At 63.0% G+C, this 25,430-nt stretch carries 25 protein-coding genes and 1 riboswitch; of the genes, 16 read left to right on the top strand and 9 right to left on the bottom strand.

Annotated features, from left to right (window positions below; translation table 11 throughout):
• Positions 1 to 43: 43 nt before the first annotated feature.
• The 3 genes from katG to ACODSO_RS25955 form a co-directional block, all read right to left on the bottom strand.
• Positions 44 to 2,245 carry a catalase/peroxidase HPI gene (gene katG, locus ACODSO_RS25945; RefSeq protein ID WP_489039570.1) on the bottom strand — a complete coding sequence of 734 codons (2,202 nt, stop codon included), beginning with the start codon at positions 2,243 to 2,245 and terminating at the stop codon, positions 44 to 46.
• Between the two features lie 89 nt (positions 2,246 to 2,334).
• Entirely contained in the window at positions 2,335 to 2,757 is a 423-nt protein-coding gene (locus tag ACODSO_RS25950; RefSeq protein WP_068378360.1) for a Fur family transcriptional regulator, read from the bottom strand.
• A 93-nt stretch (positions 2,758 to 2,850) separates the two neighbouring features.
• Positions 2,851 to 3,696 (bottom strand): DUF4436 family protein, encoded by an 846-nt coding sequence (locus tag ACODSO_RS25955; protein ID WP_489039545.1) that lies wholly within the window; start codon positions 3,694 to 3,696, stop codon positions 2,851 to 2,853.
• A 178-nt stretch (positions 3,697 to 3,874) separates the two neighbouring features.
• Here ACODSO_RS25955 and ACODSO_RS25960 point away from each other — a divergent pair, with 178 nt between their 5' ends.
• Both ACODSO_RS25960 and ACODSO_RS25965 read left to right on the top strand, forming a co-directional pair.
• A complete protein-coding gene (locus ACODSO_RS25960) occupies positions 3,875 to 4,810 on the top strand; it encodes a CPBP family intramembrane glutamic endopeptidase (protein ID WP_489039546.1) in 936 nt (311 codons plus the stop codon).
• 182 nt (positions 4,811 to 4,992) lie between these two features.
• Positions 4,993 to 6,369, top strand: coding sequence for an MCE family protein (locus ACODSO_RS25965; RefSeq protein ID WP_489039571.1), 1,377 nt, complete (start codon positions 4,993 to 4,995; stop codon positions 6,367 to 6,369).
• Positions 6,370 to 6,388: 19 nt separating this feature from the next.
• On the opposite strand, the gene ACODSO_RS25970 is transcribed toward ACODSO_RS25965, so the two are convergent.
• Complete coding sequence (locus ACODSO_RS25970; RefSeq protein ID WP_489039547.1) at positions 6,389 to 7,894, bottom strand: PucR family transcriptional regulator; 1,506 nt, start codon at positions 7,892 to 7,894, stop codon at positions 6,389 to 6,391.
• A gap of 132 nt (positions 7,895 to 8,026) precedes the next feature.
• On the opposite strand from ACODSO_RS25970, the gene gabT reads away from it, so the two are divergent.
• Positions 8,027 to 9,391 (top strand): 4-aminobutyrate--2-oxoglutarate transaminase, encoded by a 1,365-nt coding sequence (gene gabT, locus ACODSO_RS25975; RefSeq protein WP_489039548.1) that lies wholly within the window; start codon positions 8,027 to 8,029, stop codon positions 9,389 to 9,391.
• Position 9,392: 1 nt separating this feature from the next.
• Positions 9,393 to 10,847 carry an NAD-dependent succinate-semialdehyde dehydrogenase gene (locus tag ACODSO_RS25980; RefSeq protein WP_489039549.1) on the top strand — a complete coding sequence of 485 codons (1,455 nt, stop codon included), beginning with the start codon at positions 9,393 to 9,395 and terminating at the stop codon, positions 10,845 to 10,847.
• Positions 10,848 to 10,878: 31 nt separating this feature from the next.
• On the opposite strand, the gene ACODSO_RS25985 is transcribed toward ACODSO_RS25980, so the two are convergent.
• From ACODSO_RS25985 to ACODSO_RS26000, 4 genes are all read right to left on the bottom strand, one after another.
• A complete protein-coding gene (locus ACODSO_RS25985) occupies positions 10,879 to 11,649 on the bottom strand; it encodes a PIG-L family deacetylase (protein WP_489039550.1) in 771 nt (256 codons plus the stop codon).
• Positions 11,646 to 11,942: a protealysin inhibitor emfourin gene (locus ACODSO_RS25990; RefSeq protein WP_489039551.1), complete on the bottom strand. Its 297-nt coding sequence runs from the start codon at positions 11,940 to 11,942 to the stop codon at positions 11,646 to 11,648. Before ACODSO_RS25990 ends, ACODSO_RS25985 begins: the two co-directional genes overlap by 4 nt.
• A gap of 38 nt (positions 11,943 to 11,980) precedes the next feature.
• Positions 11,981 to 13,120, bottom strand: a complete 1,140-nt coding sequence (locus ACODSO_RS25995) for a M4 family metallopeptidase (protein ID WP_489039552.1) — start codon at positions 13,118 to 13,120, stop codon at positions 11,981 to 11,983.
• A 193-nt stretch (positions 13,121 to 13,313) separates the two neighbouring features.
• Positions 13,314 to 13,721 carry a hypothetical protein gene (locus ACODSO_RS26000; RefSeq protein ID WP_489039553.1) on the bottom strand — a complete coding sequence of 136 codons (408 nt, stop codon included), beginning with the start codon at positions 13,719 to 13,721 and terminating at the stop codon, positions 13,314 to 13,316.
• 211 nt (positions 13,722 to 13,932) lie between these two features.
• Between ACODSO_RS26000 and ACODSO_RS26005 the strand changes: the two genes are divergently transcribed.
• The 12 genes from ACODSO_RS26005 (at position 13,933) to gcvP (ending at position 24,264) form a co-directional block, all read left to right on the top strand.
• On the top strand, positions 13,933 to 14,340 hold the full coding sequence (locus ACODSO_RS26005; protein ID WP_489039554.1) for a nitroreductase family deazaflavin-dependent oxidoreductase: 408 nt from the start codon (positions 13,933 to 13,935) through the stop codon (positions 14,338 to 14,340).
• Between the two features lie 28 nt (positions 14,341 to 14,368).
• The gene (locus tag ACODSO_RS26010) at positions 14,369 to 14,989 is read left to right on the top strand and encodes an NUDIX domain-containing protein (RefSeq protein WP_489039555.1); all 621 of its coding nucleotides are present in this window, start codon (positions 14,369 to 14,371) and stop codon (positions 14,987 to 14,989) included.
• Between the two features lie 87 nt (positions 14,990 to 15,076).
• Positions 15,077 to 15,718 (top strand): CDP-alcohol phosphatidyltransferase family protein, encoded by a 642-nt coding sequence (locus ACODSO_RS26015; RefSeq protein ID WP_489039557.1) that lies wholly within the window; start codon positions 15,077 to 15,079, stop codon positions 15,716 to 15,718.
• Positions 15,711 to 16,547: a DUF881 domain-containing protein gene (locus ACODSO_RS26020; RefSeq protein WP_489039558.1), complete on the top strand. Its 837-nt coding sequence runs from the start codon at positions 15,711 to 15,713 to the stop codon at positions 16,545 to 16,547. The genes ACODSO_RS26015 and ACODSO_RS26020 overlap by 8 nt, the downstream gene beginning before the upstream one ends.
• A gap of 89 nt (positions 16,548 to 16,636) precedes the next feature.
• Complete coding sequence (locus ACODSO_RS26025; RefSeq protein WP_231912516.1) at positions 16,637 to 16,957, top strand: small basic family protein; 321 nt, start codon at positions 16,637 to 16,639, stop codon at positions 16,955 to 16,957.
• A gap of 6 nt (positions 16,958 to 16,963) precedes the next feature.
• Positions 16,964 to 17,698, top strand: a complete 735-nt coding sequence (locus ACODSO_RS26030; RefSeq protein WP_489039559.1) for a DUF881 domain-containing protein — start codon at positions 16,964 to 16,966, stop codon at positions 17,696 to 17,698.
• Positions 17,699 to 17,744: 46 nt separating this feature from the next.
• A complete protein-coding gene (gene gcvH, locus ACODSO_RS26035; RefSeq protein ID WP_489039560.1) occupies positions 17,745 to 18,149 on the top strand; it encodes a glycine cleavage system protein GcvH in 405 nt (134 codons plus the stop codon).
• A 193-nt stretch (positions 18,150 to 18,342) separates the two neighbouring features.
• On the top strand, positions 18,343 to 18,840 hold the full coding sequence (odhI, locus tag ACODSO_RS26040; RefSeq protein ID WP_068374352.1) for an oxoglutarate dehydrogenase inhibitor Odhl: 498 nt from the start codon (positions 18,343 to 18,345) through the stop codon (positions 18,838 to 18,840).
• Complete coding sequence (gene ftsR / locus ACODSO_RS26045) at positions 18,837 to 19,574, top strand: transcriptional regulator FtsR (RefSeq protein ID WP_068374348.1); 738 nt, start codon at positions 18,837 to 18,839, stop codon at positions 19,572 to 19,574. Before odhI ends, ftsR begins: the two co-directional genes overlap by 4 nt.
• Before the next feature lie 116 nt (positions 19,575 to 19,690).
• On the top strand, positions 19,691 to 20,164 hold the full coding sequence (locus ACODSO_RS26050; RefSeq protein WP_068374407.1) for a bifunctional nuclease family protein: 474 nt from the start codon (positions 19,691 to 19,693) through the stop codon (positions 20,162 to 20,164).
• Positions 20,165 to 20,434: 270 nt separating this feature from the next.
• Positions 20,435 to 21,118 carry a MerR family transcriptional regulator gene (locus tag ACODSO_RS26055; protein ID WP_489039561.1) on the top strand — a complete coding sequence of 228 codons (684 nt, stop codon included), beginning with the start codon at positions 20,435 to 20,437 and terminating at the stop codon, positions 21,116 to 21,118.
• A 13-nt stretch (positions 21,119 to 21,131) separates the two neighbouring features.
• A riboswitch (glycine riboswitch) is annotated at positions 21,132 to 21,229 on the top strand.
• A 176-nt stretch (positions 21,230 to 21,405) separates the two neighbouring features.
• Positions 21,406 to 24,264, top strand: coding sequence for an aminomethyl-transferring glycine dehydrogenase (gcvP, locus tag ACODSO_RS26060; protein WP_489039572.1), 2,859 nt, complete (start codon positions 21,406 to 21,408; stop codon positions 24,262 to 24,264).
• Positions 24,265 to 24,288: 24 nt separating this feature from the next.
• Here gcvP and ACODSO_RS26065 read toward each other — a convergent pair whose 3' ends face one another.
• Positions 24,289 to 25,428 (bottom strand): metallophosphoesterase, encoded by a 1,140-nt coding sequence (locus ACODSO_RS26065; protein WP_489039562.1) that lies wholly within the window; start codon positions 25,426 to 25,428, stop codon positions 24,289 to 24,291.
• Between the last annotated feature and the right edge of the window lie 2 nt (positions 25,429 to 25,430).

The raw sequence follows: 25,430 nt of genomic DNA on the forward strand, positions 1-25,430 counted from the left end.
GCGCGAGGTGGACTCGCGCGGCGCCGAAAGTGTCGTAGATGGATCAGGTGAGATCGAAGCGGTCGAGCATCATGACCTTGTCCCATGCCGCAACGAAGTCCTTGACGAACTTCTCCTCGGCGTCATCGCACGCGTACACCTCTGCGAGAGCGCGCAGCTCGGAGTTCGAGCCGAACACGAGATCGTTCCGTGTGCCGGACCACTTGACTTCCCCTGTTGCGGCATCCTTCCCTTCGTAGATGCCCTCCTCCGCGGTGGGAGCCCATTCGGTTCCCATGTCGAGCAGGTTGACGAAGAAGTCGTTCGTCAACGCACCTGGATTCGAGGTCAGAACGCCGTGCGCCGACTGGTTGAAGTTGGCCCCGAGGACGCGAAGTCCGCCGACGAGCACGGTCAGTTCCGGTGCGCTGAGGGTGAGCAGGTTCGCCCGGTCGACCAGTGCGTACTCGGCGGGCAGTCGTTGACCCTTTCCGATGTAGTTGCGGAATCCGTCGGCGTTCGGCTCGAGCGCCGCAAACGACTCCACATCGGTCTGATCCTGCGTCGCGTCGGTGCGGCCGGGAGTGAACGGTACGGCGATGTCGTGGCCGGCCTGCTTGGCAGCCTGCTCGACAGCTGCAACCCCGCCGAGCACGACGAGATCAGCGAATGAAATCTTCGCTCCACCCGCGGAGTTGAACGATTCCTGAATACCCTCGAGCACGCGGATCGATTGCGCGAGTGTGTCGGGTTCGTTGACTTCCCAGCCTGCCTGCGGCTGTAGGCGGATACGTCCGCCATTCGCGCCGCCGCGCTTGTCGCTGCCGCGGAAGGACGACGCCGATGCCCATGCGGTCGAGATCAGCTGTGCGCTCGAGAGTTCCGAGTCGAGGAGCTTCGACTTGAGATCGGCGATCTCCGCGTCTCCGACGAGGTCATGATCGACGGCGGGGATCGGGTCCTGCCAGATCAAGGTCTCGGAAGGGACCTCCGGACCGAGGTACCGCGAAACGGGTCCGAGGTCACGGTGCGTCAGTTTGAACCATGCCTTCGAGAACTCCTCGGCGAGCTCCTCCGGGTGATCGAGCCAGCGACGAGTGATCTGCTCGTAGATGGGATCGACACGCATCGCCATGTCGCTGGTCAGCATCATCGGTGCGTGGCGCTTGTTCGGGTCCGCCGGGTCCGGGACGAGATCCGTTGCTGCGCCACCGGTCGGTCGCCACTGCCACGCGCCGCCCGGTCCCTTGTGAACCTCCCACTCGTAGCCGTAGAGAGTTTCGAGGAAGGTGTTGTCCCACTTCGTCGGAGTCGGCGTCCAGGTGCCTTCGAGGCCACTGGTGATCGCGTCGGCGCCGACGCCGGTGCCGTAACTGTTCTTCCAGCCGAGACCCATCTGCTCGATCGGCGCGCCCTCGGGCTCTGGTCCGATGTGCGGCTCGGGATCTGCTGCCCCGTGCACCTTTCCGAAGGTATGACCGCCGATCGCGAGAGCGGCGGTTTCGATGTCGTTCATGGCCATCTTGCCGAAGGTGTCACGGATGTCGATGGCTGACCGCGCCGGGTCCGGCTGACCGTTGGGGCCTTCCGGGTTGACGTAGATCAAACCCATCTGGACTGCGGCGAGAGGGTTCTCGAGGTCACGATCCCCGGTGTAGCGCTCGTCGCCGAGCCAGGTCTGTTCGGGGCCCCAGTACACGTCCTCTTCGGGCTCCCAGACGTCGACACGACCGCCGGCGAAACCGTAGGTCGGAAGGCCCATCGACTCGATCGCGACGTTTCCGGTCAGAATGATCAGGTCGGCCCACGACAGCTTCTTGCCGTACTTCTTCTTGATCGGCCAGATCAGCCGGCGTGCCTTGTCGAGGCTTGCATTGTCGGGCCAGCTGTTCAGGGGCGCAAAGCGCTGCATGCCCGCACCCGCGCCGCCGCGTCCGTCCTGGATTCGGTAGGTGCCTGCGGAGTGCCACGCCATACGAATGAAGAACGGGCCGTAGTGCCCGAAGTCGGCTGGCCACCACGGCTGCGAGTCGGTCATGAGGGCTTCGATATCGGCCTTCACCGCTGCAAGGTCGAGGGTCTTGAACTCGGCCGCGTAGTCGAAGTCCTCTTCCATTGGATTTCCGACGGCCGGATTCTTCTTCAGAATCCGCAGGTTCAGACTCTTCGGCCACCAGTCACGGTTGCTGCCGCCCTCTGCTGGGAAGGGCATGGAGTTGTGCGCAACGGGACACTTGCCACCGTCCTGGGGCTGATCCTCGTTCATATCTTTTTCGCGAGTGGTGTGGTCTTCGGACACGAGATTCCTTCCGGGGCTGGCGGATCGGACTGATCACGACCTGAAGTCGCGAACTCTTAGGGGACCGAGCATCGGGGGCACGTGCCCCAGTAAACGACCTCGGCCTCGTCGATGGTGTAACCGCGCGGTTGCGATGCGGTGAGACACGGTGCCTCGCCGACGGCGCAATCGACGTCCTCGATCGCACCGCACGATCGGCACACGAGGTGATGGTGGTTGTCGCCCACGCGTGACTCGTAGCGGGCTACCGAGCCGGACGGCTGGATTCGCCTTAGCAGTCCGGCCGTGGTCAATGCCGCAAGCACGTCGTAGACCGCCTGCCTCGAGACGACCGGGAGGGTGTCGCGCACGGTGCGATACACCGTTTCGGTGTCGACGTGCGGGTTGGCAAGCACGGCGTCGAGAACTGCCAATCGTGGGCGGGTGACACGGAGCGAGGCCGCGCGCAGCATCTCCGAGTGTTCCGTCGTCGGTGGCATGAGTGGAATATCACACCCTTTTCTTGAACAAGTCAAGTCTTGCGGGAGAATTGCGAGCGAAATAGTGTGTGAACAACGATGGACGGCGGACAACTACGGTGCGTCGCGCCACCAGCTTCGGACGTAGAGAATCATTGCGGTGACCAGGCCCAGTACCACCCAGAGGATCACCGAGTAGTCCACCCATGAACCGACGGGTGGCGCGTCGGGGAGCAAATTCCTGATCGGAAGAACGGCAAACAACATGACGGCGAACCACGTGACCATCGGCGGTTGGAACTTCTTCCGACTGCGCACCGTGGTGACGGAGACGAAGAGCGCACACGCAGGCAAGGCCACCAGGACGAGACAAATTGCAAGATCGTAGATTTTCGACACGGCGGTCCGATTGACCGTGATGTCGAACGCCTCACCACTTCGGATACCGGACGGTCCTGCATCGACGTCCCAACCGGTCAGTGAATTGGTGACGACGACTTCCGCAGGAATCGACACCCGACCATCTGTGGTCTGAGCGAACACGCGCACGATCACAGAATCGGCTGTGTACCGGTCGAAGGGCCATGTACGGACATCTCCGTCGGCATAGATGGTTGCGGCAATCGGTCCCACAGCGCTTCCCGCCGAAAATACCAGTCGATCGTCGGTGGCTATCGGGGTCACGTCGACGACCACGTCGGTTGCAAGGAACCCGTTGTCGTCCACAAGATCGCGTCCGGGGTAGACGGACACCCGCGCGCCTATCGAAAAATCCGCTCCCGCGACCGAACTCACGTCGAGATACACGAGGGCGCCATCGGGATCCGGATCACGCTGGTCGGTCGGTTCACTCGAATGCGCCATCGCATATGCGATCAGCACTCCGACGTAACAGACGATCACTGCCACCGCAATGGCTGCTGTCTTGCGGAGTGACCTCGACTTGTCGACTGTCTCCACTGCGCGCCTCTCTGGCCTGCGTCCGGCGTTGGCTCGAGCGCTCCGGTGTCGGGTCAGTGTAGGTGCGGAATAGCCGAGCACGCGGGCGAATTCGGCATCACATTTGCTGGGTACGACGTGCGGGCCGCTGCCGTGGTAGACAGATTTCGGTTGTGGTGAAGAGTGAACGAGGTGGTCGGTGTCCAACGAAACCCACATATGGGGGCGACCAGACCTGTCCTACCGACCCAGCACGCTCGGGACGGGCGTGCTCGTGCTTGCGCTCGCGTGCGCATGGTTGGGCCTGTACTCGATCAGCATTCTGGGATCGTTCTGGAGGTTGCGGAATCCGGATGCGCCCGCTCCCGAGCTCACCACGGGTGATCAGGTGGCGGACCTCGTTGCGTTGACGCTTCAGTTCGCGGTGGGCGTCGTGGCGGTCCTCTCGGTGTCGCTTCTGCGCCGGCGCGTTCTGACGACGGTCCTACCCGGCCGCAGTGGTAGCGCTGCAGATGCGGCTATCGCGTGGTGCGCGGCAATTGCTGCATCCTCGGCATGTGCCCTGATGCTCGACCGGCTCGGGCTGGCACGATTCGACTTGTCGGTTCCGGCAGTGGTCGAGTCGCCCACGTTGGCGGTCGTGGCCGCCGTGTCGGCCGGATTGAGAGAAGAACCGCTCCTCGCGGCGGTACCGGTCCTACTGCTGGTCGGACGGATACCCATCGGGTGGATCATGATCCTTGCCGGCGCAATGCGCGGATCGCTGTATCTCTACTTCGGCGGCGGCGGGTTCGTGTGGGCTGCACTGTGGGGTGCAGCGGCGGTCTGGGTTTACTACAAGTACCGACGACTCTGGGTACTCGTGGTGGTGCACGGATTTGTCATGAACATCCAGGCGCTTGACCGCATCATCGACCTCGACAGCGCGGCAATGGTCCTGCAGTGGGGGAACGTGCTCGTTCTGTTCGGCGCACTCGCATTGTGGATTGTCCCGCGTGCACTCGACACCCTCCATCTGGGCGAAGAGAAGGCAGAATCTTCGCAGTCGACCCCTGTCGTAGCGGACACAGCCGCTGAATTGCCTTTCCTGCCCCCCGACGAGACGCGCCCGAATTCCGAGACCGGAAGCCTTTGAGTGCTGTTTCGTACCAGGGGTATGGTGGCCTGGATCTCCTGACCGGCGACATGTGACGTAGATAACCGGTCTTCGATTCATTGCGTTACCGACGGTTACATTAATGTTCGACCCATGATCGATTCTCCCTCGTTCGCTGTAACAGTCGTGTCCGAGTGGACTCTGCTCCCGAGCGGCACCCTGTGATCCACTCACCGTCCGCGGTGAAGCGAAGGTTGCTCGGCTTGATGCTGTTCGCGATGATCATCCTGTTCGTGGGGTGGTCGGTCACCTCGTACATGAAGACTTTCGACGAGGTCGTCGGTATAGATCTGGTGACCGATTCCGTCGGGAATGCATTGCCGTCGAACGCCGATGTGAAAGTGCGTGGTCTGATCGTGGGCGAGGTCAGATCCGCGACCTCGGTCGACGGCGTCGTCACCGCGAAACTGGCGATCGATCCGGACAAGGCAGAGCTTATTCCGTCGAACACCACCGCTCGGTTGCTGCCGAAGACTCTGTTCGGCGAACGGTATGTGGCACTGATGATTCCCGAGAACGACACCGCGTCGCCGATCACCGACGGCACCGTCCTCCGGCAGGACACCAGCGGAAGCGCGATCGAGGTCGGGCAGCTACTGGACAACCTGCTGCCGTTGCTCGAGGCGATCCCGCCGCAGGATCTGGCGAGCACCCTCGGCGCGTTGGCGCAGGGCTTGTCCGGTCGTGGACAAGAACTCGGCATGACGATCGATCGGCTGGAGAACATCTTCAAGGGTCTGAACACCGAACTGCCGAACATTCAGGAAGACCTGCGCGGTCTTGCCGACTTCTCGCAGACGTACGCAGATGCCGGTCCGCAACTGATCGACGCGCTGGACAATCTGACGGTCACGGGCAACACGTTGGTCGAGCAGCGTCCTGCGGTCGATACGTTGATCTCGTCGCTGACCGCGACGAGTGCGTCGACGGCGGACTTCCTGGAAGCCAACGCGAACAACCTGATTCGGATCTCCGCCGATTCACGAGAGGCATTGGAGCTGCTGGCTCAGTACTCGCCGGCGTTCGGATGTACGTTCAGTCAGTTCGTGCCCATCGTCGAGCGTGCGCAGGCCGTTATCGGCGTCGGCGACGAGTATTCAGGTATCAATGTGAACATGCCCATCGTCAATCCGAGGGGACGATACCTTCCCAATCAGGACGAGCCACGGCTGTTCGACGATCGTGGTCCGCGTTGCTACACGCCGGCAGATACCGCAGCGGGGGAGTTCTTCCCGCAGTATCCTGCTGGTTCTGCCAACGACGGGTCCTACCAGGTACCGTCGAGAAACCCGGGGCGGCAGGACATCCCGGAGCTTCCGGCACCGCAGTACTCGATTCTGCCCGGCGCCGACACCGGTACCGGCCAGGCTGCTCCGGCCAGCTACGAGGGTTCGGATTTCGAGCGTGACACGTTGGCCGTGATCTACGGCGAGGCGACAGGAACATCACCGGGGGACGTTCCCTCATGGGTGACATCGGCGGGGGCGCCGGCGCTGAGGGGCGCGGAGGTGTCGTTCACCGAAACCGCCACGCGGTGAGTGTGACCCGGCGGACGGGTCAGCGTCCGTCGGACACGAGAATGGTGAGCAGCAGCTCGGCGCGTACGCGGGCGTCAGTCAGGTCCACGTCGAGCAATTCTTGCACGCGAGCGATACGCCCGCGCAACGTGTGTCGGTGGATACCGAGGTGTGCAGCGGCCCCCTCCCAATGCCCGTGCGCTGCCAAGTAGCAGCGCAACGAATCCAATAGTTCGACTCCGTTTTCCCGGTCGTGGGCCGCGAGGACGTCCACCGTCGAGGTTGCAAGGGTGAGGAATGCCTCCCTGGCGGGTGCGGAGCGCAGCACTACCGAAGCGCGTGCATTGCCGAACTCGACGAGCCGTTCGGAGCGCTTCGAGCCGGCCATCCCGAGAGCCATCCGTGCCTGCATAGCCGCTTTCCGAATATCGGGAAGCGAGTGCGCCATGCTCAATCCGGCTCGGAGGGTTGGGTCGTCGGGCAGCTGTGCGTCGACCCAAGACGAGGCGTCGTCCCCGCGCAGAAGTACGGTCACCACATCTCCGTCGACATGCGCGTACAGGCCGCGTCCGGCGCGGAAGAGTAACCCGTCGAGATGGCGAATCGTGTCTTGCGTTGTGGCGGAGCGTAGTACCAGTGCTCGTACGAGGCCGTCCACTCCTGCTGCATCGTTCAACACGGTCGGCACGGGTTGCTGGTCGAAGCGGGTGTCGAACATCGAGGCGAGCGCGAGGGCGTGCAACGTCGACCGCTCGACTCTCGAGCGTGCCGGCTGTTCCAATTCCAAGGTGACGAGTGATACTGCGTGTCCTAGCAGTATTCGATTCACACTGCTGATCGGGCCGGTCGACGTCATTGCCACGTGACCGGACGACGCAGGGGACAGCCCGACCGACTGTACGGTCACACTTCGTCCGGGTTCGCTGACCGAGATGGACGCGGCGGTTCCGGATCGCCCGCGCGCGGCCACAAGTTGTCGAACCTCGTCGAGAAACGCCTGTTCGGAGGGTGGATACAGCGCGCTCGTGCGGCGACCGACATATGCGACGGTGGTCGCTGTCGAGGTCGCAAGTTCTTTGACGATGGCATCCACGCCGCCGTGCAACGCCGCCCGTGTAATTCGGTTCTGTACCTTCGCGGCCTGCAGGACCTCTTCGTATTCCTGCTCGGCGATCTTGTTCATGACCGTGCGGACGATCGCAGCGAACGGGATTTCGAAGGGGACCTCCAGAACTTCGAGGCCTACCTCGTCGGCGCGCTCGACGAGAGCATCGGGAACGACGCTGTGCGACAGTCCGATTCCGAAGCCGAGGCACGACACCCCTACGCCACGAAGGCGGTCGATGTACGAGCGGAGTTCGTCGGAGTCGTCGGACAAGCCGAGGCCCGTAGTAAGGATGAGCTCCCCTCCCGACAACCATGGGCTCGGGTCGGTGAGCTCGGTTGCGTGGACGAAAGTGACAGGAGCAGGGTGTGCGGTCCGTGCACCTCGTCGCGACAGACACAGCTCCTTCTGACTCAACAACCACGAGATTTGAACGGTCACGAGAGTCGAGACTAGTCCGATCTGCCGAAATGGTGCTGCGGACTGCCTGATCTTGTACGAAGTGTCAGGTCAGCGGGGCGACCGATCGGTCGCATACTCGATGCAATCATCTTTTCGAGAGGACGTGGGCACATGACGAGATTCGAGTATCGGCTTCCTCAGGAGCGGCGAGTCGTGACCGATTTCCCTGGACCGCGTTCCACCGCCCTCGCCGAGCGACGCAAGGCGGTTGTCGGCGCCGGTGTTGCCTCGACACTGCCGGTATACGTAGCCGACGCGGACGGGGGTGTAGTCGTCGACGTCGACGGCAACTCGCTGATCGACTTCGGTGCCGGCATCGCGGTGACAACGGTCGGCGCGTCGAACGCCGCGGTTGTTTCCGCAGTGCAAGATCAGGTCACGCACTTCACTCACACGTGCTTCATGATCGCGCCCTACGAGGGCTACATCGCGGTAGCCGAGAAGCTGGCCGAACTGACGCCGGGAGACCACGCAAAGCGGAGCGTGCTGTTCAACAGCGGCGCCGAGGCAGTCGAGAATGCCGTGAAGATCGCTCGTCACGCGACCGGTAGAGACGCCGTCGTCGTGTTCGATCATGCGTACCACGGTCGGACGAACCTGACGATGGCGCTCACTTCCAAGTCGATGCCGTACAAGCACGGTTTCGGACCGTTCGCCCCAGAGGTCTACCGAGCACCGATGTCCTATCCCTTCCGAGAGGGTCTGAACCCAGACGGATCGTCGATCACGGGTGCGCAGGCAGCCGCCCGCGCGATTTCGGTCATCGACAAGCAGGTCGGCGCTGAAAACGTAGCCGCAATCTTGATCGAACCGATCCAGGGCGAAGGCGGCTTCATCGTTCCCGCCGAGGGATTTCTGCCCGCACTCGCAGAGTGGGCCACGGCCAACGGCGTCGTGTTCATCGCAGACGAAGTCCAGGCGGGCTTCACCCGTACCGGCGCCTGGTTCGCCAGTGAACACGAAGGCGTCGTCCCCGACCTGATCACGATGGCCAAGGGCATCGCTGGAGGCATGCCGCTGGCGGCAGTGACAGGTCGAGCCGATCTCATCGACGCCGTCCACCCAGGCGGCCTCGGCGGTACCTACGGAGGTAACCCTGTGGCATGCGCAGCGGCGTTGGCGTCGATCGGTCAGATGCAGACCCTCGACCTGAACGCGCGAGCTCGCGAAATCGAACACACCGTCAGATCGCGGTTGGACGCGCTCGCCGACGAGGTCGGCATTATCGGTGAGGTCCGCGGACGGGGAGCAATGCTTGCTATCGAGATGGTGAAGCCTGATGGGCGTGAACCGAACCCCGATGCCACGAAGGCCGTTGCTGCACTCGCTCTCGAGGCAGGTGTCATCGTTCTGACGTGTGGGACGTACGGAAACGTGATCCGGCTGCTCCCGCCGCTGGTGATCCCCGACGAACTCCTGGACGAGGCACTCGACATCCTGCAAGAGTCCATCCGAACCGTAGCCAGGGAGAACTGAGATGGCACGTGCCGGGCAGTTGCTCACCTCCGTTCCCACCGACATCTGGATCGGCGGAAAGCAGACGGCTGCGTCTACCGGCGAGCGTTTCGCGGTGCTGAATCCTGCAACCGGTGAACAGCTTGCAACCGTCGCCGACGCGACGAGTTCCGACGCGATCGAGGCGCTGGACGCAGCGTCAGCAGTCCAGGCGTCGTGGGCTGCAACCCCCGCACGTGAACGCGGCGAGATCCTGCGGCGGGCTTTCGAACTGCTCCGCGCACGCTCCGAGGAATTTGCCTTGCTGATGACGCTGGAGATGGGTAAATCCATCCAGGAGAGTCGTGGCGAAGTGGTGTACGGCGCCGAATTTCTGCGCTGGTTCGGTGAAGAGGCTGTCCGAATCGGCGGCCGATTCACTGCGGCGCCCGCAGGCAACGGACGAATTCTGGTCACGAAAGTGCCTGTCGGGCCGGTCCTTGCGGTCACTCCGTGGAACTTCCCACTGGCAATGGGCACCCGCAAGATCGGACCCGCTCTTGCTGCCGGATGCACCGTTCTCGTCAAACCTGCGGAAGACACACCGCTGACGATGCTGCTTCTGGGGCAGGTATTCGTCGATGCGGGACTGCCTTCCGGTGTGTTGTCGATTCTTCCGACGTCCGACGCCGCGACTGTGAGCGATCCACTGATGCAGGACGATCGGCTGCGCAAGATCACCTTCACCGGTTCCACCCGAGTCGGCAAGATGTTGGTTCGCAGTGCCGCAGACCGGTTACTTCGCACGTCGATGGAGCTCGGCGGTAACGCTCCGTTCATCGTGTTCGACGACGCCGACATCGATGCGGCCGTCGACGGAGCGATGCTCGCCAAAATGCGGAACGGCGGTGAAGCATGTACGGCAGCAAACAGGTTGTATGTGCACAACCACGTGCGTGAAGAGTTCACCAGCAAGTTGACGTCCCGAATCGAGGCCCTGTCGGTAGGACCTGGTGACGTGGACGGCACCGACATCGGTCCGCTGATCAACGCGAAACAGTTGGCCACGGTCAGCGCCCTCGTCGACGACGCTGTGACCAAGGGCGCTCGCGTACGAACCGGGGGACACGCACCGGCGGGGAAGGGGTTCTTCTACGCCCCGACCGTACTGGACGAGGTTCCGCCACATGCCAATCTGGTCCGAGACGAGATTTTCGGACCAGTGGCAGCGATCATCGGCTTCGACACGGAAGATGAGGCCGTCTCAGCTGCGAACGACACGGTGTACGGGTTGGTCAGCTACTTCTACACCCGTGATCTGGACCGTGCGATGAGGGTGTCGGCCGCACTCGATTCGGGCATGGTGGGAGTCAACAGAGGAGCCATTTCCGACGCCGCGGCCCCCTTCGGTGGCGTCAAGGAATCCGGCTTCGGGCGAGAGGGTGGGTCCGAAGGCATCGAAGAGTATCTCGAAACGAAATATGTAGCGCTACAGTAAATTTCGTTTGGCTCGGGTCTTGGTGTGGTGCTCAACGAGGTAGGAACGGATCTTCACTGACTCGGCTCAGCCCATGATGATCACGATGAAGGAACCACTCGGTCGCGAGGATTTCCCGACGGTCCTCCTCGGACATTTTCGCGATTCGAGTTGCTCCGCCACCGCGCGCGATCTCCGACTCGTGCTGGGCGAACGCCGACCACTTCTGGTCGTACCACCGTCCGACGTCGATCGCTAGATCCACGTCCTCGTCCGGAACTCCGGGGACCCCGGGCCCGGGCGGGGGTGCCGAATAGCCGAACAGAGTCTCCCATTTGGCCTCGATCGTGCTGCGAGGAATAGTCGCTTGGCACAGATGGCTCGGCTGCCACGGCTCGCCCGCCTCGGGAAAGAGCTGCGCGAACGGCGACGCTTCGAAAGCGGCGAGGGTGACGCGATGTGCGTGGATGTGGTCGGGGTGACCGTAAGCCCCGAACGCATCGTAGGTGACGACGACGTCGGGTCGAAATTCACGGATGTGTGCGACCACTTTGCCGACTGCTTCGTCGAACGGCGACATGCCGAACAGAACTCCGCCGTCGAATGCATTGTCGGTGTACCCGAGCAGGCGTGGCTTTCCAGCACCCAGCACAGACAGGGACCGCCGGAGTTCCTCGACGCGGATATCGCCCTCGCGCCACGTGCAGGTGATGACAGCTGTCCGAGCGCCAGCCTCGGCGCTCCGCGCAAGAATCCCGCCGGTGAACAGTGCCTCGTCGTCCGGGTGAGCATGGACACACAGGACACTGGGGATTGTCGTCATGGTCGCCGGCCTTCGCGCAGCGTGCGCTGTGCAAGGTCGCGGAGTGCGCCCGTGATCGATGAATCGCCGAGCTGACACGTCGTGTCGTCGACCGAGACGGTCCAGACGAACGCGTCGCGTTCACGAGTCGGTGACGACTGCGCAGTCGACTGCGACAGCAGGAGAGGTCTGGCCTGTTCGACGAGCTGACGCCACTCGCGGACCGACGCCTCGTCAGCGATCGCGTCGGTATCGATCTGAGCCCTCTTCGTCAGCCCCGCAACACCGCCCACTCGAATCACCTCGATGAACATCGCCGCGTCCTTAGTGTTCCTGGGCTGTATGACTTGGTTCATACCCGCCGAGTAGTCGAATCCGAAGCCTCATGGTCGTCTACCGCTACACCCACCGTAGACCAGCCCATAGACACCGCGCGTCGAACGTCGGACTCGTAGCCGAAGCGATTCGCTGCGGCCGCGACGGTCGCCGCCGCGAAACCGTCGAAGTCGATCGTCGGTGAGAGTGCGGAATCGGTTGCCACGTCGAACCACACCTGTCCAGCTCTGTCCCAGGCAGGTCCACCGAGCTCGATCGCGGCCGAAGCGAACGCGCGGTTGGGGATTCCCGAATTGATATGCACTCCGCCGTTGTCGGATCTGGTTTCGACGTAGGCGTCCATATCGGCTGGTTGCGGATCCCGTCCCAGCACGTCGTCGTCGTATGCGGACCCTGGTTCGATCATCGACCGGAGCGCGCGGCCCTGCACTGCTGGGAGAAACAGACCTTGACCGACCAGCCATGATGCGTCGTCGGCATTCTGCCCGAGCGCGAATTGTTCGACGAGAACCCCGAACACATCCGACAGTGATTCGTTGAGTGCCCCCGACTGGCCCGAGTACTCGAGCCCGGACGCATATTGGGTGAATCCGTGCGCCAACTCGTGAGCAATGACGCTGAGGGACGCGGTGAATCGTCCGAACACCTCTCCGTCTCCGTCGCCGAACACCATGCGCTCGCCGTCCCAGAACGCGTTGTCGTAGTCACGGTCGTAGTGCACGGTTGCGTCGAGCGGCAGGCCACCGCCGTCGAGACTGTTGCGCCCGTATACGTCCCGGAAAAATTCGAAGGTGACACCGAGTCCCTCATAGGCCTCGTCGACAGAGACATCACCTGAAGAGGGCCTTCCCTCGGCACGGACCAGTCGTCCCGGCAGCACTCGATCGTTCTCGGCGTCGTGGATCGATCGCTGTGGTCCGCCAGTTGCCGCCCGGCCGGCAATTGCGGTCGGCTTGGGTGCGTCGATACGGCCGCGCACGAGTTCACGGTCGATGGCGAGCGTGCGCGCAGCACTCGACGACGCGTGGTCGACAGCAACGCCCTGCCCAGAACTAGGAGCCGCATGCTGGGCGATGCGCTCGAGCAGGAACGGGGGCACCACCGAACGAGACACGAACTGGCTGGACTTTGCTGGCGAGCTTGAACGACTGGGCATCCGAGCACCTTCCGGTCGACGTCGCTAGGAGAGTAGACGACGGTGCCGACAGTTCGGGTTTGCGCCGCTACCAGACCGAATGTCTCATTCGGTCACTTGGGTTGCCGAGCGCGCAGGTTGCAGCCGGGGCGCGGGTTGCAACGCGCGCATTCGCTGGAAGGTGCGCGTAGCGGGCGGGACTGCAGCGAATGTCTCATTCGGTCACTTCGCGATCGAACAGCGGGATCGATGCATACGCGCACAACCCCGAATTGTTCAGTGCTGCAATAAGTGCGGCGGTCGGGCATGCGGTGGATGTGGTTGTACTACCGTAGGACTCCCCGCCCTGATCGACATCCTGTACGACGATCGGCCGACCGGAGTCGACCACGGCTCGGCACGCAGATTCGGACAGCGGGACGACGTGCATTCCAGCAACGTCCACCCCGTACGAAACTAAGGTGTATTGGTTTCTATCGTCGAGAATGTTGACCAGCGCAACGGGAAAGTCGAGTGCACGCGCGGTGACTGCGGCAGCATTTTCGAGTGCGGGCGAGACTGCCGAGTAGTCCAAATACTTTCGAGCAGACTCGCTCTGCCTCTCGTCTCGAGATCGGAACACAGCGCCTCCATCACCATCCGGCGCATTCGGAGCACCTCGAAAATTCCAACCCATCCGAGTATCTCAGAGACGTCCGCCGAAGGTCGTCCTTCGGTGAGGGCGCGGCTGTCCGCGCGAACATGCCAGCTGCCGGCTCTCCGATTCCGTGATGCAACCCGCGGCCGATAGTAGGGTGAGGAGTCGACGCGACGGCGCGAGGTCAGGAGAGTCGATGCCAGATTTCAACGAGCAGGTCATCGCAGAATTTCGGGCAAATCACGGGAAGGTCGGTGGACCCTTCGAGGGAGCGCCGTTGCTGTTGTTGCACACCACCGGCGCCAAGTCAGGCGCGCGGCGTACCAGTCCGCTGATGTACCTCCCAGACGACGACCGCTACGTCATCTTCGCGTCCAAGGCGGGAGCGGACACGAACCCCGCGTGGTACCACAATCTCAGGGCAGATCCGCGAGCCACCATCGAAGTCGGCGACGACACCATCGACGTCGTCGCGGAGGAAGTCACGGGAGATGCCCGCGACGTGTTGTATGCGAAACAGGCGGATCTGTACTCCGGATTCGCCGACTACGAGAAGAAGACGACAAGGGTCATACCGGTCGTCGTACTGTCCGCCGCGTCGTAGATCGATCGCCCCCCTTACGCTCGTCCGTATGACTGGTGATCGGGACAGCCGACTCGAACGTGCCGAGATCAGTGCGGCCTTCACCGACTTCGTCCCGCACTGTGACGAGGTTGGAGAGACCCGTGCCGCTGCGGTGGCAGTGGCGATCGGCGGCTCGGACTACGACCGCCGAATGCTGCTGACGAAGCGTCTGTCTCGCATGCGCGCACACCCGGGCCAGTTCGCACTTCCCGGCGGTCGCGTCGATCCGGGAGAGACCGTCGAGCATGCCTGTCTGCGCGAGCTCGAGGAAGAACTCGGTCTCGTCGCATCGGAGTCCGACATTCTCGGACGACTCGACGACTACCGGACTCGATCCGGCTACACCATCACTCCGTTCGTCGTGTGGGTAGGAGACACTCTGGACACGATGGTCCCGAATGCCGGTGAGGTGGACGTCGTCTATGAGGTCGACGTCGCAGAGCTCGACGTCGACGCGAGGTTCGTCTCGATCGTCCAGTCGGACCGGCCGGTCGTGCAGTGGCCCTTCCGTGATTCGCTCGTCCACGCTCCGACGGGTGCGATCGTGCACCAGTTCCGCGAAGTCGTCCTGCATCGGCGCCATACACGTGTGGCAGACTTCGAACAGCCGGTGTTCGCATGGAGATGACCACGTGGAGATGATCACGCGACGGCGCCGCAACGACACCGCAGCTCGGCCGGCGACGCTGCTCAGTACAGGATCGAGGCGGACGCTGTGAGCTCACCCGCCGCCGACGGCACCAGCCCGCCGATCGGCGACCGCGTTCTCAGCGACCGGGTTCTTACCATCCCGAACGTGCTCAGCGCCGTTCGATTGCTCCTGATCCCACTTTTTCTCTATCTGCTTCTCGGTCCTCGGGCCGACGGATTGGCACTGGCGGTACTTCTCGCGAGCGGGGCGACCGACTGGCTCGACGGAAAGCTTGCTCGCGTTCTCGACCAGTCGTCTCGACTCGGCGCCGTGCTCGATCCACTGGTGGACCGGCTGTCCGTTGTGTCCACGCTCGCAGCGTTCGTGATCAGAGGCATCATTCCCTGGTGGGTCGCACTCATCCTCGTCGGGCGTGACCTCGTGCTGGCTGCAACGATGCTGATCTATCGGCGCCGTGGTTTGCCACCGCCCGAGGTCATCTATCTGGGTAAAGCCGCGACGTTCGTCATCATGGTCGCGCTTCCGGTACTTCTGGCATCGACAGGTGAGTCCGCCGTAGCCGACGTGTTCTCGCCGATCGGTTATGCGCTGTTGGTGTGGGGCACGGTTCTGTACGTGTGGACCGGCGTTCTGTATTCCTACAAGGCACTGCTCGTCGCGCGCAGCGTCCCACCGCGACACACCGAAGTACCACGCGATGGCTGATCCGGTCGCACGAAACCCCGTTCCGTCCCTGCTTCGTTCGCTGGTGACCGACCACCTCGATCCCGGCTACGCAGAGGCGTCGGCGACACGCTCGAAGCCCCAGGGCCGTTTCGATGCGGTGGTCCTGATTCTCGGCGTCGTACTGGTCGGTTGCGTCTTCGGTGTCGCGTTGGCTCAGGCTGCGGGCTTGTCGAATCAGAGTGGCAGCGACACCTTGATCCGAGTCCGTGATGCCGACAGCAGGGCTGCGTCGTTGGAAGCCGATCGAAACTCGCTTCTGGAGGAAGTGCAGGCTGCTCGTGCTGCAGCGCTGCAAGACGATTCCGGTGGCGTTTCGGTGTTGTCCTCGCTCGAGCAACTCGAAGCTGCGGCAGGCGCCGAGCGCGGAGCGGGTCCCGGTATCGTGGTGACGGTCTCCGAACCGCCGACGCCGTCCGATCTGTCCGACGTGTCGAAGAACGCGCGTAGATCGTCCGAAGCGGCGGTTCTGGACCGCGACCTGCAGGCCGTCGTCAATTCGTTGTGGGTCTGCGGAGCAGAAGCTGTGTCGGTCAACGATATTCGGATCGGGCCAGGGGTCACGATTCGACAGGCCGGCGGAGCGATGTTGGTCGACAACCGGCCGGTCTTCTCGCCCTACACGATCTCGGCTATCGGTCCGCTGAACCGGATGCAGGCCCAGTTCTCCGTCAGCGATGCCTATCTGAGGATGTCAGGGCTGGAGCAGTTGTACGACATAGGCTTCGACGTGGCTGCCGCGGAAGCTCTCGAGGTGCCGGCGTCGTCGGTGCGTACAGTTCGATCAGCGACGCAGATAGGTGAACCGTGACAGAGAATCAACACGAAGTGCGGCCCGAGGACCACCCATCCGCGACATCGCCCTCTCGTCGCGGACGGGGTCTCGTACTTCTTGCGGTCATCGCGCTGGGTGTGGGAATTGCACTGGGTACCGTGTCCGGTCCTCAGGTGCCGGTCGGCGTCGCGCCCTACCTTCCCATCGCCGTCGTCGCGGCGCTCGACGCCGTCTTCGGCGGCGCACGCGCGTATCTCGACGGGATCTTCGACGCGAAGGTCTTCGTGGTTTCCTTCGTGTTCAATGTTCTCGTCGCGGCACTCATCGTGTGGCTCGGCGACCAACTCGGTGTAGGGACGCAGCTCTCGACGGCAATCGTGGTGGTGCTCGGAATTCGAATCTTCGGCAATGCGGCCGCACTGCGGCGACGTCTGCTCGGTGCGTGAATCGAGATGACGACCGAAGGCAAGCATCACATTCGTGGCCGTAGTCGATCGAAATCGACCATCTTCGGAGCCCTCACAATTCTCCTGATGGTGGTGTTGGGCTTCGTGCTCGTCGTACAGGTACGGGAGAACACGAGCGGCGACACACTCGACACGGCGAGACCGGCTGATCTGCTCGTCGTTCTGGACAACGTTGGGCGTCGTGAGGCTGCGCTGCGTGCCGAGATCTCGGAACTGGAGGACACCCTGGCGGCGCTCGAACAATCCGACGGCGGTTCTGGTGCTGCTTTGACGGAAGCACGTGAGCGACTCGAGTCACTCGCCATTCAGGTCGGTACCGTACCGGCGACAGGGCCGGGAGTGATCGTCACGGTGACGGACCCCCGCGCTGGTGTCGGATCGGAGGTCCTGCTCGATGCCCTGCAAGAACTGAGGGCTGCCGGCGCTGAGGCAATCGAGATAGCGGGTGTCGGTGCAGATCCGGTTCGAATCGGTGTGGAGTCGTGGATTGCAGGCAAAGCCGGGTCGGTGATCATCGACGGGCGCGAGATGACGGAGCCGTTCGTGTACACCGCCATCGGCGACCCGGCTACTCTGGCAGCTGCGCTCGATATCCCAGGCGGCGTGGTCGACACGGTCTCGCGGTTCGGCGGCCGGTGCGAGGTGTCACAATCACCGCAGGTCGAAGTGTCCGCCTTGCGAGAAGCACGCTCGCGTCAATACTCTCAGCCCGGAAACTAGCTCTGCCTCGAACGGACGAGCTGCCACTTGTGAAAGGACAGCCGAATTGAGCGACACCGAGCCATCGGGCGACTTGCTGTACACGCCTGAGCACGAATGGGTACAGCGACTCGGACCAACAACGGTCCGCATCGGCATCACCGACTACGCACAGGAGCAGCTCGGTGACGTCGTGTTCGTCCAGCTGCCCGCAGTGGGTGACGAAGTGAGCGCCGGCGCTTCGCTGGGAGAAGTCGAATCGACAAAGAGTGTGTCCGACGTGTTTTCACCGTTGACAGCGAAAGTGATTGCCGTCAATGCAGATCTGGACACCGCGCCGGAGAAAGTGAACTCGGGACCGTACACGGACGGATGGCTGGTTGAGCTGGAGGTCGCGTCGGGGGAGTCCCTGGACGCGTCGATGGCACAGATGCTCGACGCCGACGGATATGCTGGAATTACGGCCGCGTAACTTCACTGACGGGCCGGGGGAAGCGTCTACACGTGGGTCCGTGCGCAAGGTACGGTCAATGATGCGACAGTCGCCGAGGCCGAACAGGTCGGCGACGTGGCGCAGGTCCGGAACAACTGAAGAACGTGCAAGTTAGCTACTGCGTAACTCGGGTGGTACCAAGCCCGGGCGATCGGACTGAGAAGGAGAAACGGTGAGCGAGAACGACAACGACGGCATCTACGGAGAGTCGCCGGCGGAGACCACTTCGGTGTTCCGTGCGGACTTCCTCCAGGAGCTGGACAACTCGGCAACGAGTCAGTCCACCGAGGCTCCGGTGTCGGGCGTGGAAGGCTTGCCGGTCGGGTCGGCACTTCTCGTGGTGAAGCGAGGACCGAACGCCGGATCCCGGTTCCTTCTCGACCAGCCGACCACTTCTGCTGGGCGTCATCCCGACAGTGACATCTTCCTCGACGACGTGACCGTGAGCCGTCGGCATGCAGAGTTCCGCCAGGACGAGGACGAGTTCCAGGTCGTCGACGTCGGCAGCCTCAACGGCACGTATGTCAACCGCGAGCCTGTCGATTCGGCAGTCCTCGCCAACGGCGACGAGGTGCAGATCGGCAAGTTCCGCCTCGTGTTCCTCACCGGCCCACGCGGTGGAGCCGGCTCGCAGGTCGGCGAATCGTCTGCAGGTGCAGGAAGCCAGTGACCGCCGTCGGGCAGCAGTCTCCCGGGGGGATGTCGATAGGCTCCGTCCTGGATCGGCTCAGACCCGACTTTCCTGATGTAACCATCTCGAAAATCAGATTTCTCGAAGCCGAGGGATTGATCTCGCCCGAGAGAACGCCGTCGGGGTACCGACGCTTTTCGGTCTCGGATTGCGAGCGTTTGCGGTTTGTCCTCACAGCGCAGCGAGATCAATACCTTCCGCTGAAGGTGATCAAAGAACAGCTGGAGGCCATCGACAGCGGAGTGGCGCGCGTCGAAAGCGCCGATCCGTCACCGCGCAGGCCTCGGACGCTGTCGGTGGCGCCAGGCGAAGTCTCCCCCGAGGAGTTCCTGGCCGACCGTGAAGTTCGGATCAGTAAGTCCGACCTCATGGAGCGCGCAGGTATCGACGACACCTTCATGACCGAACTTCTTCGCGCCGGATTGATCGTCCCGGGCCAAGCTGGCTTCTACGACGAAGGATCAGTCGTACTGGCGCGGACCGCGTATGCGATGTCCCAATTCGGACTCGAGGTACGGCATCTTCGGGCGTTCAAGCTCGCCGCGGACCGCGAGGCCGGGTTGGTCGCGCAGATCGCGGGTCCGGTTGCAAAAGGCCGCGACGCCGGCGCTCGCGACCGAGCCGAGGAGATGATCCGCGAACTCGCGGCGCTGTCTCTCACCTTGCACACCTGTCTCGTCAAAGCTGCAGTCCGTGGCGCGCTGGACCGGTGACTCCACCGCCCGAAAATCGGTGACTCCGTGTGGTCGCCGATTCCAATAGAATCGGCTGCAGTCGAGTCGTTTCGGACCTGTGGCCCGATCTTCAACGCATGTGGGAGGCAGTCACCGTGAGTGAAATGCGCGTAGTCGGCATTCGTGTCGAGCAGCCACAGAACCAACCAGTGCTGCTTCTTCGCGAGTCGGACGGTGAGCGTTACCTGCCGATCTGGATCGGCCAGACGGAGGCGGCGGCCATCGCCCTGGAACAGCAGGGCGTCCAACCGGCGCGACCTCTGACGCACGATCTGATCAAAGAACTGATCAGCGCGCTCGGCCATCGCCTCAAAGAGGTTCGGATCGTCGATCTGCAAGAGGGCACTTTCTACGCGGACTTGGTGTTCGACAAGGACATCAGAGTCTCCGCGCGTCCGTCGGATTCGATAGCCATCGCGTTGCGAGCGGGTGTGCCGATCATCGCGGAGGAGCCGGTCTTGGCCGAGGCGGGGCTTCTGATGCCGGACGAGCGAGAGGACGAGGTCGAGAAGTTCAAGGAGTTCCTCGAGTCGGTGTCTCCGGACGATTTCAAGGCCACCGACGGCTGAACGCCTCTACTTGGTAACGGAAGAGTCTCAACCTCAACTTTAGGTTCAGGTTTACGGCGCGTTGCGTTGATTTCGAATCGAACGACCCATAGCGTTCCGGTTGTGAAGCACGCCTTCGGTGATCGTATGTCGCCGATCCGCGGGTGGGCGTAGTCTTTGCCTGGTACGCGGAGTGGAACTTCACGCGGCAGTACGTCGGGATCCGTCTCGACGGGACCGAGGTCACTCGTTCCGAACGCAGTGTCGAGACATCCGAAGAGGGAGCAGTCAGTGGGAGATCAGCCGCAGGAGCGCCACCAGAGTTCAGCGACAGCTGCACCGGAGGCGAGTCTCACGGTGGGGGATGAGACTCCGTCCGATGAGGCCGCGGTCAGCGCCTCGGATTCGAGCGCTGTTGCGACTCCGGTCGGAGACTTCCAGCCGGGGTTGTTCCCAGACGACTCCATTCCGGACGAGCTGGTCGGCTACCGCGTTCCCAGTGCGTGCCAGATCGCAGGTATCACCTATCGCCAGTTGGACTACTGGGCTCGCACCGGTCTGGTGGTCCCGTCCATTCGCGGGGCAGCAGGATCGGGTAGTCAGCGCCTGTACTCCTTCAAAGACATGCTCGTACTGAAAATTGTCAAGCGATTGCTCGACACCGGTATCTCTCTGCAGAACATTCGCGTCGCGGTCGACCATCTTCGTCAACGAGGTGTGGGCGATCTGGCCAACATCACATTGTTCTCGGACGGTACGACGGTGTACGAGTGCACGTCGGCCGAAGAGGTCGTGGATCTGTTGCAGGGTGGGCAGGGTGTGTTCGGCATCGCGGTCAACGGCGCGATGCGCGAGCTCACAGGACTCATTGCCGACTTCCCCGCGGAGCGCGCCGATGGTGGGGAAGCAGAAGCGAGCCCCGAGGACGAGTTGGCTTCGCGGCGCAAGACTCGCGCCAGCCGCAAGACCGGCTAAGATTCGAGTCAGTCGCGCTTGCGCGGGAGAGTTCCGGGACCGCCAGTTCCGGACGCCGAAGGAGCAATACCTCCCCGTCAATCTCTCAGGCACACGGACCGTGTGAGCTTCGACGACTCTGGAAAGTGATGGGATCACCCATCCGCCCAAGGGGAAAGCTCGTGCGGCCGCTTCGGTCGTAGGACGTGAATCTCTCAGGCGCTCGTTTCGGTGAGCATGCGACAGAGGGGGAGGGCGGCCGCACATACGCGCGGTCGTACCACCGCCGTCAGCATGAAGCCACTGGAGTGCCCGTGACCGAGCAGACCTCTCGCCCGTCCTTTTCCGATCGCCATATCGGCCCCGATCGCCAGGAATTGGTGCGGATCCTCGATACCGTCGGAGTAGCTTCCCTCGAGGAATTGGCTACGCGTGCTGTACCCGCGTCGATTCTCGACACCTCCGACGACGGCATCTCCGATGGGCTCGACGTCCTCCCACAACCGATCGGTGAACACGACGCACTCGCCGAACTGGCCGATCTCGCATCACAGAACACCGTCGCGACGTCGATGATCGGTCTCGGTTACTACGACACCCTGACTCCGCCGGTCCTCACCAGGGGAATACTCGAGAATCCCGCGTGGTACACCGCGTACACGCCCTACCAGCCGGAGATCAGCCAGGGCCGTCTCGAGGCGTTGCTGAACTTTCAGACGATGGTGTCCGATCTCACCGCCATGGACGTCGCAAACGCCTCGATGCTCGACGAGGCGTCTGCGGCAGCCGAAGCGATGACGCTCCTACGTCGCGCCAACCGCAGCTCTACCTCGCCCAGGTTCGTCGTGGACACCGACGTCTTTCCACAGACATTCGCAGTCCTCGAGACCCGGGCGGAGCCGCTGGGGATCGAGTTGGTCCGACACGATGTGGCCCAGGGTATGCCTGACGGTGACTTCTTCGGTGTCCTGGCTCAATTCCCTGGCTCTTCGGGAATCCTGGTCGACCACCGCCGCATGATCGAACAAGCGCATGAGCGTGGGGCGCTCGCTGCCGTCGGGGCCGATCTGCTGGCGTTGACGATCACGACGCCACCGGGTGAACTCGGCGCAGACGTCTGCTTCGGCACCACTCAGCGGTTCGGCGTACCCATGGGGTACGGCGGCCCACACGCCGGCTATCTGGCAGTTCGGTCGGCACATGCACGCCAACTCCCGGGGCGCTTGGTCGGAGTGTCGGTGGACGCCGACGGCGACCTTGCCTATCGATTGGCGCTGCAGACCAGAGAACAGCACATCCGACGGGAGAAGGCCACCTCCAACATCTGCACGGCTCAGGTGCTTTTGGCGATCGTTGCTGCGATGTATGCGAGTTACCACGGAAGCTCCGGTTTACGTGCAATTGCCCAACAGGTCAACGGGCATGCGCGATCCCTCGCGCGTGGTCTACGGGAAGCAGGTGTCGAGCTGGCCGGTGAGGCCTTCTTCGACACCATCACCGCCGTCGTTCCCGGACGTGCACGGACCGTGGTCGACGCCGCGAAGCAGACAGGGATCAACCTACGACTCGTCGACGACGACAGGGTCGGCGTCGCATGCGACGAAGCCACGACACCGGCGCACATCGAGGCAGTGCTGGCCGCATTCGGTGCGAAGCACTCCACCGTGGACCGGGCGTCCTCGATTCCCGACGCCCTGGTCCGCACGTCGGAGTTTCTCACTCATCCGGCCTTTACCCGCCACCGCACGGAAACGTCGATGCTGAGGTACCTCAGAACACTGTCGGACAAGGATATTGCGCTCGATCGCAGCATGATCCCACTCGGTTCGTGCACGATGAAGCTCAACGCCACAGCCGAAATGGAATCGATCACGTGGCCCGGCTTTGCGCGATTGCACCCGTTCGCTCCCGACAGTGACACAGTCGGTATCCGTTCGCTCATAGCCGACGTCGAGAAGTGGCTCGTCGACATCACGGGTTACGACGCCGTCAGCCTGCAACCGAATGCGGGCAGCCAGGGCGAATACGCCGGACTTCTCGCGATCCGTAGCTATCACCGGGATCGAGGAGAGTCTCATCGCGAGATCTGCCTGATCCCGTCGAGCGCGCACGGAACCAACGCGGCCTCGGCGGTGATGGCGGGCATGAAAGTCGTCGTGGTGAGCTGCCGGGCGAACGGCGATGTGGACGTCGACGATCTCCGCGCCAAGATCGAGCAGCACAGGACGACGCTCGCCGCGATCATGATCACCTACCCGTCCACCCACGGGGTGTACGAGCACGAAATCGACGACATCTGCGCTGCGGTCCACGACGCCGGTGGCCAGGTCTACATCGACGGAGCAAACCTCAATGCCCTTGTCGGTCTTGCGCGGCCGGGTCGTTTCGGCGGCGACGTCAGCCATCTGAACCTGCACAAGACGTTCTGCATCCCGCACGGTGGTGGTGGACCTGGCGTCGGTCCGGTCGGCGTCCGGTCGCACCTCGCGCCGTATCTACCCGGCCACCCACTGCGACCGGACCTCGGTGGCGGCGCCCCGGTGGCGGCAGCGCCGTTCGGGAGCGCGTCGATCCTGTCGATCACCTGGGCGTACGTGCGGATGATGGGCGCTGAAGGACTTCGGCGCGCTACGCTCACGGCAATTGCGTCGGCCAACTACATCGCCCGCAGGCTCGACGAGCACTTCCCGGTCCTGTACACCGGAGACAACGGAATGGTTGCACACGAGTGCATTCTCGATCTCCGTGGGCTGACCAAAGCGACCGGCGTTACCGTCGACGATGTCGCAAAACGTTTGGCCGACTACGGCTTTCATGCTCCTACCATGAGCTTCCCGGTCGCTGGAACACTGATGGTCGAGCCCACCGAGAGCGAAGACCTCGACGAGATCGACGCGTTCTGCGACGCCATGATCGCCATCCGTGCGGAGATCGATCGAGTGGGCACGGGGGAGTGGCCTGCAACGGACAATCCACTGCGTGGAGCACCGCACACAGCTCGGTGCCTCGTCGGCGAGTGGAGTCATCCCTACTCGCGCGAAGAGGCTGTGTATCCGGAGGCTGTGAGCGGCCGCGCCAAGGTGTGGCCCGCGGTCAGGAGAATCGACGGCGCGCACGGAGATCGAAACCTCGTGTGCTCGTGCCCGCCCATCGAGTCGTTCGCCTGACCCGAAGGGCGTTCATCGCTCGAACTAGCTCGAAACGAGTTGCAGCATCGCAATTTCCGGCGGTGCTGCAACTCGCACCGGTGGTCCCCACGCACCCGCACCCCTGGTTGTGTAGAGCGCTGTCTCACCGACGGTGTCGAGGCCTTCGATGCTGGGCTGTTGGAGAGGGACGAGGTACCGCAGCGGCCACATCTGACCGGCATGGGTGTGACCCGACATCTGGAAGTCGACACCCAAATCGGAGGCTTCGAACGCCTGCAACGGTTGATGCGCCAGCAGCATGACGAATCTGTCGGGGTCGCGGCCGTCCAGTGCCGCCGCCAGATTCGGCTCGTAGGGTGCCGGAGCCGTTGCGTCGTTGATTCCTGCGATATCGATGGTCGCACCCGAGATGGTGACGGGCTGAAGTTCGTTCCGCAACACCGTCACGCCGAGAGTCTGAATGAGGTCGAGCCATTCGCCGCCGTCTCCGGCATAGAATTCGTGATTGCCACTGACCGCGAATACACCGAGTGGAGCGGACAGTTCCGCGAGCGGCGCCAGATCGGATCCTACGAGTTCGACGGTGCCGTCGATCAGGTCGCCGTCCAGGACAACGATGTCCGGGGACTGCGCATTGACCTCGTCGACCACTTTCTGGACGAAGCCTGCTCCTCGTGCAGGGCCGACGTGCAGATCGGACACCAACGCGACTCGGGTGCCGTCGAATTCGGTAGGTAGCCGGTCCAGTGCCACGGTGGTATCGGTGACTTTCGGATGTGCCGCCTCGATCAATCCGTACGCGACCGCTGCAACCGACGCTGTTGCGACCACGGCAGAACCGATTCGGGTCACGCGTAGTCGCACTGCGACCGACTCTCGACGACGCGCCGCCATCACTAGCCGGATGCCGAATGTGACGATCCCTACCGCCAAGGTGCCCAATACCAGGTACAGGACCACTGCGAGCCAGCTGAGCCCTACGAACGCTGGTAGTCGCGACCACTTCGGGTCGAACAGTTCACCCGATCCGGTGCCGATGAGCGCCAGGATCCACGTCACGACGAGCACGGCATCGGCTGCGATGGAGTACGGGCGGGGCAACCGCGTTGCCCGCACGTACCTGAGATGGAGCAACAGTGCGACGAGAGCGAGGAAGGTGCCGAACGCCAGAAGTCGTATCATAT

The organism is Rhodococcus sp. FG69, from assembly GCF_057808915.1.

Bases quoted from the DNA above. Each gene is read 5' to 3' on its own strand.
- katG (WP_489039570.1), bottom strand. From the start codon at position 2,245: ATGAACGAGGATCAGCCCCAGGACGGTGGCAAGTGTCCCGTTGCGCAC.
- ACODSO_RS25950 (WP_068378360.1), bottom strand. From the start codon at position 2,757: ATGCCACCGACGACGGAACACTCGGAGATGCTGCGCGCGGCCTCGCTC.
- gabT (WP_489039548.1), top strand. From the start codon at position 8,027: ATGACGAGATTCGAGTATCGGCTTCCTCAGGAGCGGCGAGTCGTGACC.
- ACODSO_RS25980 (WP_489039549.1), top strand. From the start codon at position 9,393: ATGGCACGTGCCGGGCAGTTGCTCACCTCCGTTCCCACCGACATCTGG.
- ACODSO_RS25985 (WP_489039550.1), bottom strand. From the start codon at position 11,649: ATGACGACAATCCCCAGTGTCCTGTGTGTCCATGCTCACCCGGACGAC.
- ACODSO_RS25990 (WP_489039551.1), bottom strand. From the start codon at position 11,942: ATGTTCATCGAGGTGATTCGAGTGGGCGGTGTTGCGGGGCTGACGAAG.
- ACODSO_RS25995 (WP_489039552.1), bottom strand. From the start codon at position 13,120: ATGCCCAGTCGTTCAAGCTCGCCAGCAAAGTCCAGCCAGTTCGTGTCT.
- ACODSO_RS26005 (WP_489039554.1), top strand. From the start codon at position 13,933: ATGCCAGATTTCAACGAGCAGGTCATCGCAGAATTTCGGGCAAATCAC.
- ACODSO_RS26010 (WP_489039555.1), top strand. From the start codon at position 14,369: ATGACTGGTGATCGGGACAGCCGACTCGAACGTGCCGAGATCAGTGCG.
- ACODSO_RS26020 (WP_489039558.1), top strand. From the start codon at position 15,711: ATGGCTGATCCGGTCGCACGAAACCCCGTTCCGTCCCTGCTTCGTTCG.
- ACODSO_RS26030 (WP_489039559.1), top strand. From the start codon at position 16,964: ATGACGACCGAAGGCAAGCATCACATTCGTGGCCGTAGTCGATCGAAA.
- ACODSO_RS26065 (WP_489039562.1), bottom strand. From the start codon at position 25,428: ATGATACGACTTCTGGCGTTCGGCACCTTCCTCGCTCTCGTCGCACTG.